At 40.1% G+C, this 13,984-nt stretch carries 13 protein-coding genes and 1 tRNA gene; 7 read left to right on the top strand and 7 right to left on the bottom strand.

Translation table 11 applies throughout. From position 1 onward, the window contains the following. The first annotated feature begins 120 nt into the window (after positions 1 to 120). The 3 genes from rpiA to FFR60_RS15610 all read left to right on the top strand — a co-directional run bounded on the left by rpiA (position 121) and on the right by FFR60_RS15610 (position 1,811). Entirely contained in the window at positions 121 to 801 is a 681-nt protein-coding gene (gene rpiA, locus FFR60_RS15600; RefSeq protein ID WP_137664843.1) for a ribose-5-phosphate isomerase RpiA, read from the top strand. Positions 802 to 932: 131 nt separating this feature from the next. Beyond that, positions 933 to 1,619, top strand: coding sequence for a 2,3-diphosphoglycerate-dependent phosphoglycerate mutase (gene gpmA, locus FFR60_RS15605; protein WP_137664844.1), 687 nt, complete (start codon positions 933 to 935; stop codon positions 1,617 to 1,619). Positions 1,620 to 1,727: 108 nt separating this feature from the next. Further along, positions 1,728 to 1,811: transfer RNA gene (locus FFR60_RS15610), tRNA-Leu, on the top strand. A gap of 50 nt (positions 1,812 to 1,861) precedes the next feature. Here FFR60_RS15610 and udk read toward each other — a convergent pair. From udk to FFR60_RS15625, 3 genes are all read right to left on the bottom strand, one after another. After that, positions 1,862 to 2,488: a uridine kinase gene (udk, locus tag FFR60_RS15615; protein ID WP_088934184.1), complete on the bottom strand. Its 627-nt coding sequence runs from the start codon at positions 2,486 to 2,488 to the stop codon at positions 1,862 to 1,864. 70 nt (positions 2,489 to 2,558) lie between these two features. Beyond that, positions 2,559 to 3,245, bottom strand: coding sequence for a YjjG family noncanonical pyrimidine nucleotidase (locus tag FFR60_RS15620; protein WP_088934183.1), 687 nt, complete (start codon positions 3,243 to 3,245; stop codon positions 2,559 to 2,561). A gap of 11 nt (positions 3,246 to 3,256) precedes the next feature. Then, positions 3,257 to 3,973 carry a 16S rRNA pseudouridine(516) synthase gene (locus FFR60_RS15625; protein WP_137664845.1) on the bottom strand — a complete coding sequence of 239 codons (717 nt, stop codon included), beginning with the start codon at positions 3,971 to 3,973 and terminating at the stop codon, positions 3,257 to 3,259. Between the two features lie 511 nt (positions 3,974 to 4,484). Between FFR60_RS15625 and FFR60_RS15630 the strand changes: the two genes are divergently transcribed. The 3 genes from FFR60_RS15630 (at position 4,485) to FFR60_RS15640 (ending at position 7,126) form a co-directional block, all read left to right on the top strand. After that, entirely contained in the window at positions 4,485 to 5,102 is a 618-nt protein-coding gene (locus FFR60_RS15630; protein WP_137664846.1) for a 50S ribosomal protein L25/general stress protein Ctc, read from the top strand. Between the two features lie 205 nt (positions 5,103 to 5,307). Next, on the top strand, positions 5,308 to 5,631 hold the full coding sequence (locus FFR60_RS15635) for a DUF960 domain-containing protein (protein WP_088935880.1): 324 nt from the start codon (positions 5,308 to 5,310) through the stop codon (positions 5,629 to 5,631). Between the two features lie 124 nt (positions 5,632 to 5,755). After that, positions 5,756 to 7,126 (top strand): MATE family efflux transporter, encoded by a 1,371-nt coding sequence (locus tag FFR60_RS15640; protein ID WP_137664847.1) that lies wholly within the window; start codon positions 5,756 to 5,758, stop codon positions 7,124 to 7,126. Positions 7,127 to 7,171: 45 nt separating this feature from the next. On the opposite strand, the gene FFR60_RS15645 is transcribed toward FFR60_RS15640, so the two are convergent. The 4 genes from FFR60_RS15645 to rpsO form a co-directional block, all read right to left on the bottom strand. Beyond that, positions 7,172 to 7,714: a hypothetical protein gene (locus tag FFR60_RS15645; RefSeq protein WP_137664848.1), complete on the bottom strand. Its 543-nt coding sequence runs from the start codon at positions 7,712 to 7,714 to the stop codon at positions 7,172 to 7,174. A gap of 146 nt (positions 7,715 to 7,860) precedes the next feature. Beyond that, positions 7,861 to 9,858 (bottom strand): KUP/HAK/KT family potassium transporter, encoded by a 1,998-nt coding sequence (locus tag FFR60_RS15650; protein ID WP_137664849.1) that lies wholly within the window; start codon positions 9,856 to 9,858, stop codon positions 7,861 to 7,863. Between the two features lie 417 nt (positions 9,859 to 10,275). Further along, positions 10,276 to 12,405 carry a polyribonucleotide nucleotidyltransferase gene (pnp, locus tag FFR60_RS15655; protein WP_088934179.1) on the bottom strand — a complete coding sequence of 710 codons (2,130 nt, stop codon included), beginning with the start codon at positions 12,403 to 12,405 and terminating at the stop codon, positions 10,276 to 10,278. A 388-nt stretch (positions 12,406 to 12,793) separates the two neighbouring features. After that, entirely contained in the window at positions 12,794 to 13,063 is a 270-nt protein-coding gene (gene rpsO / locus FFR60_RS15660; protein WP_088934178.1) for a 30S ribosomal protein S15, read from the bottom strand. Between the two features lie 266 nt (positions 13,064 to 13,329). On the opposite strand from rpsO, the gene def reads away from it, so the two are divergent. Further along, positions 13,330 to 13,893 carry a peptide deformylase gene (def, locus tag FFR60_RS15665; protein WP_088934177.1) on the top strand — a complete coding sequence of 188 codons (564 nt, stop codon included), beginning with the start codon at positions 13,330 to 13,332 and terminating at the stop codon, positions 13,891 to 13,893. Positions 13,894 to 13,984: the final 91 nt, after the last annotated feature.

The following is a 13,984-nucleotide window of genomic DNA, read 5'->3' on the forward strand; positions in this document are numbered from 1 at the left end:
CATTTAAAGAATAGTAAATAAAACGCCTTCACTTTTTTGGTCTTTTTTACTTAAAAGACTTCCTTTTTTCTTTTTTTGCGATTACAATGGACGTAACTTAGCAGAAGGTGGGATTTTTCAATGAATTTGAAAGAGTTAGTTGGGATCGAAGCGGCAAAATTTGTCAAAGATGGAATGACCGTCGGATTAGGTACTGGATCAACAGCTTATTATTTAGTGAAAGAATTAGGTCGCCGAGTAAATGAAGAGGGGTTGAAGATCACGGGTGTCGTGACTTCCTCTAAAACAGAAGAGCAGGCAAAAGAATTAGGTATTCCTTTAAAAGCGATTGACGATGTAGAGTCTGTAGATCTTACGATTGACGGTGCAGATGAAATCAGCGATGACTTCCAAGGTATCAAAGGCGGCGGTGCTGCTCTGCTTTTCGAAAAAGTAGTAGCGACTTATTCAAAAGATTGCATTTGGATCGTTGACGAAAGCAAAATGGTTAACAAATTAGGCAAATTCCCTTTACCAGTTGAAGTCGTGCCATTCGGCAGCCACAACGTCTTTCGTTTATTTGAATCAAAAGGTTACAATCCAGCATGGCGCATGAACGATGCCAATGAACTTCTAACAACAGATGGCGGGCATTACATCATTGATTTGCATTTAGATGTTATTGAAGACCCTCATGCATTAGCTGCAGAATTGGATGCCTGTGTCGGTGTTGTTGAGCACGGATTGTTCATTGACATGATTTCACGCGTGATCGTCGGCACTCCTGAAGGTCCAAAAATTTTGGAGGTTCCTGCAAAATAATTTTATAAAAATCCCTTTAAAGCTCGTGATTTGATAAAAAACACACCCAATTTAATGGAAATCATGGCAGAAACATTGTACAATGATTCAGGAATTGAAAATTTCAGAAATTTCAAAAAGGAGAGAATGTTATGCCAAAATTAGTTTTTTCTCGTCACGGCTTAAGTGAATGGAACAAATTGAACCAATTCACAGGCTGGGCAGACGTTGATTTGGCTCCAGAAGGTGTCGAAGAAGCAAAAGAAGGCGGCCGTAAAATCAAAGAAGCAGGAATTGAATTTGATGTTGCTTACACATCAGTTTTAACTCGTGCGATCAAAACTTGCGACTACATCTTAGAATACTCTGACCAACTTTGGGTACCAACTGTTAAATCTTGGCGCTTAAACGAACGTCACTACGGTAAATTACAAGGATTAAACAAAAAAGAAACCGCTGAAAAATACGGTGACGAACAAGTTCACATCTGGCGCCGTTCTTACGATGTATTACCTCCATTAATGGAGGCAACTGACGAAGGTTCAGCAGCTCAAGATCGTCGTTACTCAATGTTAGACCCTCGCGATATCCCTGGTGGCGAAAACCTGAAAGTTACTTTGGAACGCGCGTTACCTTTCTGGCAAGACGAAATTGCTCCTGCTTTGAAAGATGGCAAAACTGTTTTAGTAGCTGCCCATGGCAACTCACTACGTGCATTAGCTAAACACATCGAAGGTATTTCTGACGAAGATATCATGGACTTAGAAATCCCAACAGGTCAACCACTTGTTTATGACTTGAACGATGACTTAACAGTTGCTAAAAAATACTACTTATAAAAATTTTTCCCGACTCATTATTGAGTTGGGATTTTTTTATTTGAAACTCAGCAACTTTATCACTGGCACAATGAAATTTTTGTGCTAAAATAAATAAGTAATTTCTTTGCGGTCGTGGCGGAATTGGCAGACGCGCTAGCTTCAGGCGCTAGTGGTAGCAATACCGTGGAAGTTCGAGTCTTCTCGGCCGCATAGCGATAAACCTCAAAAAGCACCCGACAGATTTTTCTGTCGGGTGCTTTTTAGTCATGATTCAAAAAACTTGCCACTTTTGTTGCAATCAAATCAATCGCTACATGATTTTCGCCGCCCTCTGGCACGATGATATCGGCGTAACGTTTCGTTGGTTCGATGAACTGATGGTACATTGGTTTCACTACAGTCAAATATTGGTCAATGACTGATTCTAATGTTCGTCCGCGTTCATTCATGTCACGCTTGATGCGGCGAATAATTCGAATATCGTCGTCAGTATCTACATAGATTTTTATATCCATCAAATCACGCAAGCGTTCATCTTCTAAAATCAAGATACCTTCTAAGATAATGACTTCTTTTGGTTCTTGCACATAGACTTCTTCGCTGCGTGTATGTTTTACGTAATCGTAAATCGGCACTTCGACCGACTGATATTTCGTTAATTCCTTTAAATGCTCGATCAATAAATCTGTGTCAAACGCAAACGGATGATCGTAATTTGTTGATAGTCGTTCTTCAAAACTGATACCGCTTTGGTCCTTATAATAAGAATCGTGTTCCAACATCATAATCGAATGATCGGGAAACCGATTGTAGATCGCGCGGCTGACACTAGTTTTTCCACTTCCAGAACCGCCCGTTACACCAATAATGATCGGCTTGTTTTTCATGTAAATAAAACCTCTTTCGTTTTTCATTAGTCCTATTATAGCGAAACATCGCCAAAATACTATCAAAAACTTAAAATTCTTCTAAAATCTGATAGAGGTCGGTTAATTTTTTAATCTGGAATGTCGGTTCAATTTCGTTCGCTTCTTTTTCTTGCGGATTCATCCAAATCGTATCAATTCCAGCAACTTGTCCACCTTTGATGTCCGAAGTCAAAGAATCGCCGATAATCACCGTCTTTTCTTTATCCAAACGAGGAATTTCAGCGAAAACGATGTCGAAGAATTCTTTCATTGGTTTGTGTACACCCATCTCTTCAGAAATAAAGAATTTTTTGAAATAAGGAGCCAAGCCTGATTTTTTAAGACGTTGGTGCTGAGTTGCCGAAACGCCGTTAGTGACGACGTAAAGATCCTTTTTCCGGCTTAGATTTTCAACAACCTCTAAGCTGTTTGAGATCAATTGATGTCCCTGATTCAAGTAATGACGATAACGAGCCTCTGTCTCTGGTCCATCAACATCTCGTTCGTATTGCTCGAAAAACAAACGAAAGCGATTATCCAACAACTCTTGTCGTGAAAGCACCCCTGCTTCATGATCGCGCCAGAATCCTTGATTCATTTTTTTATAATTATTTTTGACTGATAAGGAAGGTTCTACTCCCATATCTTGAAACAGCCAACTTAAAGCTTGTTCTTCTGCCGCTTTAAAATCCAACAAGGTATCATCAATATCAAATAAAATTGTTTCGTATCCCATTTTCAAACCTTCTATCTAAAGTATATTTTTAATTGTTGCAGTTCAGTAAGCGTCAGCGGTCGATAGTTTCCTTCCGCTAAGTCCTCGGGTAAAGCTAATGGCCCCATTGAAAGACGCGTCAATTTTATCACCTTTTTTCCACAAGCCAAAAACATTTTTTTGACTTGATGAAACTTCCCTTCTTTGATCGTCAATAGAACTTCTGAATGACCAAACTTAGAACTAAGGATGTTCAATTGAGCTGGCTGGCAATGGACCCCGCCATGAAAAACGATACCTGCTTTAAAAGCAGCCACATCTTCTATTGTAACTGCTTCGTTGACAATTACGTGATAGGTCTTCGTAACCTTTGCCTCTGGCTGCAAAAGATCATACCCTAATTGCCCATTATCCGTCAAAAGTAATAATCCTGTGGTGTCTCGATCCAAGCGGCCGACTGGATATAAATCAGCAGGTCGTTCTGCTTCTGCCACCAATTGAGTAGCTGTTTGAAACTTTTCATCCTTTTTTGCCGTTACAACACCTGCCGGTTTATTTAGCAAGTAGTATACGTGGCTAGTCCGCAGCTTCTGCCCATCAACTTGAATTTCATGTAGGCGGCTGTCAACATTTCGCTGTGGATTAAACTCGACCATACCATCGATCAAAACTTTTTTCATAAGAAATAAACGCTTCATTTCTTTCCGAGTTGTTTGCAGATTTTGTTCGATCACTTTATCTAAACGCATGTTGCTACTCCTTCAAATCTGTTGGACTCATTATACCGAATTTGAAAAAAAGACAACACCCTCTGGCCTTAGTCTTTATGCTTTTATTCTGATTTAAAGAAAAAAATCGACCGTTGTCTACTTTTTCACTGTAGATAATGTGCTAATAAGTAAATAATTAAACATTTGAAAAACACCTCTATCAAAGCGTTTTCGTCCGGAAAAGCAGCGCTTAATCAAACCCATCAAAGAGTTTATGCTTGCATTTTGATTAGATTAGACCTAGAATTTAATTATACGAGTCAGAGATTCGTATGATTAAGTGAATCGACACTCTAGTGTCAAAGGTTTCTCATACACAGCGTTACGACCTGGTAGAGAAAGTTGAACGTAGACTTTTTTTGGACAGTTGTGTACACGACTGTCTTTTTGCGTGTTTTTCGCAAAGCCATTGTGCTGAGAATAACCCGTCACTTAAATAAAATCTGTCTGCTTACCAACAGACAGTCACATTTTAAGGAGGAATTTGGTTATGGCAGTATCATTAAAAGTAGAAGAAAGAGCAATTCGCCCTCGTTCCATTCGCAACAAATTGCGTCACGAAGGAAAAGTTCCAGCAATCGTTAATGGATATAAGGTTGAAAGTACACCTATCTCAATCGACGAACGTGAATTTTCAAGATTGTTGCGTGAAAATGGCGCAAACACTGTTTTTACTATTGAAGTTGGCGGAAAGAAAGTAAACACATTATTACGTGAAACTCAATTAGACACTTTTACACATCGTTTGACACACGTTGAATTAGTATCTGTAAACTTGTCTGAAGAAACCGAAGCTGAAACAGAAATCAACTTAGTTGGTGAAGCTGTTGGTGTGAAGGCCGGTGGTACACTTGCTCAAACACTTTATACAGTAGTTGTTTCTGCAACACCAGAAAAATTACCAGAAGGTATCGAAGTGGATATTTCTGGATTAGAAATCGGTCAATCAATCTCAATCGGCGATCTGCCTAAGAACGCTGACTACACGATTGTAACGGATGCAGACGAACAAGTTGCTTCTGTCCAAGAAGCTCAAGAACTTCCTGAAGAAGGCGAAGTTTCTGAAGGCGCTGAACCAGAAGTCATCGGTGGATCAACTGAAGAATAAGCATTTGCAGAGGCATGTCGGAATCCGGCATGCTTCTTTTTTAACCATTTAATTCGTTTTTCTCCTATTATGGTCAAAATTATTTAGTTTTTCTTATATACCAAGTACAATAAGTGGTCTTTTTTAGTAAAAAGATTTACAATAAGGCACTACAAAGCTTACTTGTACTTTAAGTAAGTGATTCCAACTAAAGGAGGAAAAATCTATGCTTGAAACATTTGATTCGAAGAAAAGTCGTTATGCCTCTGTCGGTGTGGTGTCCAGCTTGCCAGGCGAGCTGATTGATAGTATCTGGTATATCATTGACTTAGACTTAAAGGGCTTGATCCCATTAGACAATATCTTGAGTTTTGATTTAATCAACAATGACGGACGTGTCACGATGCACTTCTCCCAAGAAGGCAGCGAAGTTGAAATGGGCATTGATCTGCCGTTTGGATTTTCTTATGATTTTCCGCAAGAAGTCTATGCTTATGACGACGGCAATCGTCAAACTATTCTATTACCGAATGAAATTCGTCAACGTTAAATTCATAAGACAGCCCGTTTCTTAAGGGTTGTCTTTTTTTCTTAACTTTTTACACGATACTCTTGCTTTCAGAAAATTTTGTGGTAATATCAATCAGAAAATTTTTTTAGAAAGCAGGAAAAGAATGAAAGAATTAACTCATGGAAATCCAGCAAAATTGATTTTATTGTTTGCTTTGCCACTATTTGTAGGAAATGTTTTTCAGCAATTTTACAGCATGATAGATATGTTGGTTGTAGGTCAGGTGCTGGGTAAAGATGCCTTAGCCGCCGTGGGTGCAACGGGTAGTGTTAGTTTCTTGATTATCGGGTTTGCTCAAGGTTTAACGTCAGGTCTGTCAATTATTACAGCCCAACGCTTTGGTGCTAAAGATTTGCAGGGCGTGCGAAAAAGCTTTGCTGCCTCTATTTTGATCAGCCTTGGCGTTACTGTCATTTTGACGATTTTGAGTTTGATATTTTTACGTCCATTGCTTTTATTGATGCAAACACCGCCTGAACTTTTGGATCAAGCACAAGATTTCATTTCCGTGATTTTAGCTGGAATCTTCGCTTCCATGAGTTTTAATCTTTTATCCAATATGGTGCGAGCACTGGGCGATAGTCGGACTCCCTTGTTTTTCTTAGCTGCCGCAGTAGTTGTCAATGTTGTTTTAGATTTGATTTTTATTATCTACTTCCACATGGGGGTTGCCGGAGCTGGTTATGCAACAGTGATCGCACAAGTATTCGCTAGTCTGTTATGCGTGTGGTTTATTCGTCGAAAAATCCCATTATTACAAGTCAGCCGGAAACACTTTTCTTTCGATAAGGAAGAAATAAATCAGCATTTGAAAGCAGCATTGCCTATGGGCTTTCAATCATCGATTATCGCGATCGGCGCAGTAATCTTACAATCAGCGCTGAATACATTAGGAACAGACGTTGTAGCAGCTCAAGCAGCCGCTAGTCGAATCGATCAATTCGCGATTCTTCCTATGATGTCTTTTGGGATTACAATGACTACTTTCACAGCACAGAACCTAGGTGCAAAACAATATGGTCGAATCATCCAAGGGGTGAAGCAGGGATTATTAATGAGCGGGGCATTTAGTTTATTCGCAGGATTGCTGGTCATTACTTGCGGACGTTCCTTCGTCGCCTTGTTTGTGGATCGCAGCGAAACGCATGTCTTTGATCTGGCCCAGACTTATTTTACTATTAATGGTTCTTTATACTGGGTATTAGCGGCTTTACTTGTTCTGCGTTATACATTACAGGGATTAGGTCAAGCCAAAATACCGACAATTGCCGGAATGATGGAACTGATTATGCGATCTTTCGCAGCCATTATTTTGACCCATTCCTTCGGCTTTGCTGGAGCGGCGTTCGCTTCTCCGCTAGCTTGGATTGGATCTACGCTTGTTTTGCTAGCTTCTTATTTCAAAGCGATGCGTCGATTAAAACAGCTGGATAACGAACAAACATTAGAGCCGACAATCGGCTTCGAGCATTAAAAAAGCAAAAATCCTTCAATGGATTTTTGCTTTTTTTACTCTATTTTAATCCTTTGATTCTTTTGCTAGTTGGCAGTAGATAGACAACATGTGTTGGGAAAACGCTGAAGTAAATCCTCTTGCAGTATCGATGATTTGATTACATCTTGCAAAATAGAGATGGAAATAAATTTCCGAATCATCCTCCAAGATTCGCGCTACCGCTGAAGCATAGTTTGTAATCAACAATTCTTTGATGTTTTCATCTGACTCGCCGAAGATCCCTACAAAATCCAACCCGCATTCGACAAAATATAATTCTACATCAATCAACGCGCGTTGGTTTTGACAACTCTTGCGGAACTTTCGCAGCAACTCTTTCGCTTGTATTAAGGAACGATCCACCTCACCATGGGGAAAAAATGCCTTCTCCAGCTTTTGTTTGGTCATTTTTGCTAGACGCATCCCATATTCATCACCCAAAAAGCGAGAGTCAACAATTTGTTGAGCAACCTCTGAATGTTTATATACCTGACATAGCAGCTCTATTAATTGATCATTATCCGCCTCACATAGTTTTTCCCGCAATCCCGAAATCGTCATTTCCATCTTGCAACCCTCACCTTCACTCTTTTTTAATCTTAATTTAACTTATTTCAAATAAAAAGAAAAGAACTTTTGGCGCTTATTTAAGCCAAAAGTTCTTAGTCTGTATAAACTTTTTGAGTGAAGAAGCTGAAATCGTCTAGCTACAATTATATTTTTCGTTCCTTAAGCCACGTTTTTCTTGTTTCACCTACGATCAGCGGTACTGTCTCATAAGTAACTTCACTATATTCAATTCCAAACCAGCGTTCTGGAGTAACCGTATGGTGCTTGATAGCCAGACGTGCTTGCATAACTTGCCGGTCCCATTTATCCAGCTTCGTCATATTCGACAACACCTCTTGAATCATCACAAAACGAAAATCTCCGACCTGGCGTCCCGGTGTCAATGAATAATGTTGCGGTTGTTTCGGTAGTCGTCCCTGCTTCATCAGATCATGGATGATCTGGCGTAGATAAACGTTGACGTCTTGTGAGATACGAAAGCCCAAATACAGTTTGACCTTCACAATAAAGTCGGTCCCCATCATATCGATACTATATTCTTCGGTGTAGGGTTCATCCGTTACCTCGACATTCACGAACCAATAAACTTTGGCACGCTTTAACCGTTTATCCAAAATCGAATAAATGAATTGCTGCGGAATCTGATCCCCATCTAAACGCGGAACCAGAAAAACCACATTCGTCTGATAATACGGAATCCGATCGTCATCATGCAATTCTTGTAATTGCGGAAGATAGTCTTTGAAGTTTACATCTTGACTCGTATTTTCCTGCACTCGATTGCTGCGATACCAGATATACATCACACTTAATATCAAGAGGGCCATCGCCACCGCAACGAACCCGCCGTGGAAAAACTTGGTTACACTAGAAATAAAGAAGAAGCCTTCTAGTGTTCCAAAAAAGACTAGCATCAATATTGCTAAAAAGCGGGACGTTCCTTTTTGAAGTAAATAATGATACAACAAGAAAGTCGTCATCAGCATTGTAACGGTAATCGACAGACCATACGCAGCCTCCATGTGACTAGACGTGCGGAACGTCAAAACGATCAATGAACAGGCCGCCCATAAAATCAGATTGATAGCCGGAATATACATTTGCCCAATGCTTTTACCCGGATAGATAATCCGCATTCTCGGTAATAATTTTAATTTGATCGCCTCAGAAACTAACGTAAACGATCCGGAAATCAAGGCCTGAGATGCAATGACTGCAGCGATTGTCGCAAAGACGACCCCGAAAATCATCCAGCCATCCGGCAATATTTGGAAGAAAGGATTCAAATTTTCGATTCCTTCAATCGCAGCATTGCCCTTCACATGCAAAATCCACGCAGCTTGGCCGGCGTAATTCAACATCAAACAAAGCAGGACATACGGCCAGCTGATATGGATATTTTTCTTGCCCACATGGCCCATATCAGAGTACAAAGCTTCCGCCCCTGTTGTCGCTAAGAAAATACTTCCTAAAATAAAGATTCCCATTTTATTTTCAGGACTGAACAGCAAATGAATCGCATAATAAGGATTCAATGCTTTAATCACACTAAAATCATACGGAATATTCAATAAACCCATCAAACCTAAAAAAGTGAACCAAAGAAACATGATAGGCCCAAAAGCTTTCCCGACAAAATCCGTACCAAAGCGTTGGATCAAAAATAAAAATAGCAGAATCACTAAGGTTATAATCACGATAACATTTTGATTATTACCGAATATTTGATAAAAATCCGGAATTCCTCTTAGTCCTTCGATCGCCGTCGTCACTGTCACGGCCGGGGTCAGCACGCCATCGGCTAATAATGCCGCACCGCCAATCATTGCCGGCACGATTAGATACTTTCCGCCTTTTCGCACTAAGGTGTATAAAGAGAAGATACCTCCCTCACCATGATTATCTGCCCTTAAAGCAATCAGCACGTATTTGACCGTGGTTAAAAGCATGACGGTCCAAAAAACCAGCGAGACTGCACCAAGAACAAAGTCCTGCGTGACAGTACTCAATCCGCCATTTTCTTCTAAAATAGCTTTCATTACATACAAGGGGCTCGTTCCGATATCGCCGTAAACGACTCCCATCGCAATCAGCAATCCAGCTGCCGAAAGTTTTTTAGTATGATCTTTCTTTTTTTCCATTTTGCACTCTCCTGTTACAGCCCAACGCTGAATCGGTATTGGTTTGGTTTCTCTCTAGCGAGTAAAATTGTAAATTTGCTGCGCCTATCATTCTGCTAACCTGCAGACAGGAAGCAGAACTGACAGCTACATCTGTTGCAATATGTTCATTTTTCTAAAACCGAGAAAAATGTTGCTGTTTTCGTACGCATACGATTTCTCTAACGCACTAAAGTGCGAAGAGAAACTCGCAAAAAAGACCTAAACAACAGCTCTCACTATTGTTTAGGTCTTGCAAATTATCTTATAGACCAGTGCTTGAGCACTTGATGTTGATCTAAAAGCATAGAGCTTGCTCTATGTCGCTACTCCCCTAAAACTTATCCGTATTATCCAGTTTTCAAAGAGATTTGTCAAAGAATAACCTCAAAATAGAATCTATTTTTCTTCTTTTTTGCTTTCTTCTTCTTTCAACATAGCTTTACGAGAAGCGTTCACGCGACCTTGACGATCGATCTCTGTTACTTTGACTAACACTTCGTCGCCTAATTTCACGACATCTTCAACTTTATTCACGCGTTCATTTGCAAGTTGAGAAATGTGTACCAACGCGTCTTTACCTTTGATCAAGTTCACAAAAGCGCCGAATTTTTCGACACGAACAACTTTACCTAAGTAAACTTCGCCGACTTTAACTTCCTTCGTTAATTCTTCAATGATCTTGATTGCTTTCTTGATCATTTCTGCATCTGAAGAAGCAATGCTGACATTTCCTTCTTGATCGATATCAATTTTCACGCCAGTTTCATCAATAATTCCATTGATCGTGTCGCCGCCTTTACCAATAACTGTCTTGATCTTATCTGGATCGATTTGGATCATTTCAATCTTCGGTGCGTATGGGCTTAGTTCTTCACGTGGTTCAGCAATTGTATCCGTCAATACTTCTAAGATTTCCATCCGCGCTTTTTTCGCTTGGGTCAACGCTTCAGAAAGGATTTGTTCTGTGATCCCTTGAATCTTGATATCCATTTGCAAAGCAGTGATACCATCTTTAGTTCCGGCAACTTTAAAGTCCATATCGCCTAGGTGATCTTCAAGTCCTTGGATATCTGTTAATATCGTATAATTTTCACCATCAGATACCAATCCCATCGCGATCCCAGCAACTGGCGCTTTGATTGGAACACCTGCGTCCATCAATGCTAATGTACCTGCACAGATACTTGCTTGTGAAGAAGAACCATTTGATTCCAATACTTCCGCTACTAAACGAATTGTGTAAGGGAAATCCTCTTCACTTGGAATGATTTGCGCTAAGGCACGTTCCCCTAATGCTCCATGTCCGATTTCGCGACGGCCAGGTGATCCGGCACGGCCCGTTGAACCAACAGAGAATTGCGGGAAGTTATAATGATGGATGAATCGTTTGCTTTCAACTGATCCTAAACCATCAATGATTTGATGCTCACCTAAAGGAGCTAAAGTACAAGCAGATAATGCTTGTGTTTGTCCCCGAGTAAACAGACCTGATCCGTGAACTCGTGGTAAAACGCTCGTTTCAGCATCTAATTTACGGATTTCATCTAGTTTACGGCCGTCAGGACGAATTTTATCGATTGTAATCAATTCGCGAACTACATCTTTTTCAAGATCTTCAGCGATTTGTTTTACTTCTTTCGTGATTTGAACTAGGTCTTCTGTTTCGACATTCGCGAATTTTTCAGCATAGACTTCTTTGACTGTTTCTTTCACTTTTTCGATTTCGTCTTCACGAGCCAATTTATCCATCGTCATCACGGCTGTTTTCATTGTTTGATAGTAGCCGTCGAAGATTTCTTTCTTCAACTCAGGATCAACTTGTAATAATTTGATTTCCATTTTTTCTTTGCCGACTGCTGCAACGATTTCAGATTGGAATGCAACCATTTCTTTGATTGCGTCAAATCCGAATAATAATGCGCCCAGCATATCTTCTTCAGAAACTTCTTTTGCACCAGATTCAACCATGTTGATTGCTTGTTTTGTACCAGCAACCGTCAAGTCGATATCTGATTCTGTATGTTGTTCCGCAGTAGGATTCAACACATATTCACCATTCACACGACCCACATCAACACCCGCGATTGGTCCATCAAATGGGATATCTGAAATAGCTAATGCCAATGAAGAACCAAACATCGCTGCCATTGATGGCGAGCAATCTTGTTCAACACTCATTACAACGTTCGTTACTTGAACTTCATTACGGAAGCCATCTGCGAACATTGGACGGATTGGACGGTCGATCAAACGAGCCGTTAACGTAGCATCTGTACTTGGACGACCTTCACGTTTGATAAAGCCGCCAGGAATTTTACCTACCGCGTACATTTTTTCTTCATAGTTGATCGTTAATGGGAAAAAGTCGGTATCCTTTGCTTCTTTTGAGGCAACTGCGGCACTTAATACAACAGTGTCCCCATAGCGAACTAAAACTGCACCATTCGCTTGTTTCGCAAGCTGACCGATTTCAACTTGCAGAGGGCGTCCGCCCCAAGTGGTTTTAAAAACTTGTTTTTCTGACATAATTTCTCCTTTTCCCTTTGACCAGTGCGACGCTACTAAACAAATGGAAACAGCGAAATCTTTCGCTTCTTGCATTTGGTTAGTAGAGTGACAACACGCCAATCAAAGGTCTTTTATTTTTTTCTGATAGCTATCAGTGTTAGATTAATTTAGTCCCCTTCACAAACAAAACATAATAAGAGACGAATCTTTCTACGTTTATGCTAAAATTTAGCAGCTAGCTCACTTTAAGTGAACTGATTTTCATACGCATAACATTAGGCTAAACTGCCTGTTCAATACAACGTATAAAAGACTATTAATAGCCCTCAAACTTACACTACTGCGAAAAGCCTAACTTCAAAAAAAGTGAGATTCCTAGGAACCTCACTTTCAGTAGTAGTACGAATTAACGACGTAGTCCTAGACGTTGGATTAATTCACGGTAACGTTGTACTTCGTTTTTACGTAAGTAAGCTAGCAAGTTACGACGATGACCAACTTTTTTCATTAGACCGCGGTATGAATGGTGGTCTTTTTTGTGGACACGTGCATGCTCATTTAGTTGATTGATTTCTTCCGTTAATACAGCGATTTGTACTTCTGGAGAACCAGTATCTCCTTCATGGCGAGCAAATTCATTGATGATTTCGTTTTTACGTTCTTTTGATAATGCCATGGTTTTCACCTCTTCCTTTTTTTCTCCCTATGACTGAGTAAAGCGTTGGTGAATCGCCCAACCAAGTGATAGGTGGTGCGCTTTGCACACTCTAACACTTTACTTTATTTACACTAAAAAATCAAGCTGTATAGCAATTTAAGCGCTGCTTTTAGAATCATTACAATTTTTTTAAAGAACTACTTTAATAAAAACAGTTTTTTTACCTTACTTACTTTTTGTGTTAAACTAACATGATGAAATCATGTCTGAGAGGAGACTTTTTAATGATCACAATGGATGATATTATTCGGGAAGGACACCCTACCTTGCGGGCTGTTGCTAAAGAAGTCCCGATTCCTCCAACTGCTGAAGATCTGGAGCTTGGAAAAGAAATGTTGCAGTTTCTTAAAAACAGCCAAGACCCGGTGAAGGCAGAAGAATTAAATCTACGAGGCGGTGTCGGCTTAGCGGCTCCCCAATTAGATATCTCAAAACGGATTATCGCGGTTCACGTTCCAAGTGTTGATCCAGAGAAACCAGAAAATGGTATCAGTACCGTAATGTATAATCCAAAAATATTGAGCCACTCGGTGCAGGAGGCTTGTCTAGGTGAAGGCGAAGGCTGTCTATCAGTCGATCGCGAAGTCCCTGGTTATGTCGTTCGCGCCGCACGTATCACCGTTTCTTACTTTGATGCGGAAGGTGAAAAACATAAGATTCGCTTGAAAAATTATAACGCAATTGTTGTACAGCATGAGATCGACCATATTAACGGCATCATGTTCTATGACCATATCGATGAAAAGAACCCATTACAGCTAAAAGACGGCGTGTTAGTCATCGAATAAAAAAACACCATTCACTGTAGTGACCCCAAAAAGTTAGACTTTTTTCGGAGTGGAGAAATCCACTCTATTTTTTTGTTGCTTTTATTGTCAA

This window comes from Enterococcus hulanensis, from assembly GCF_005405485.1.
GTDB classification, from domain to species: domain Bacteria; phylum Bacillota; class Bacilli; order Lactobacillales; family Enterococcaceae; genus Enterococcus_A; species Enterococcus_A hulanensis.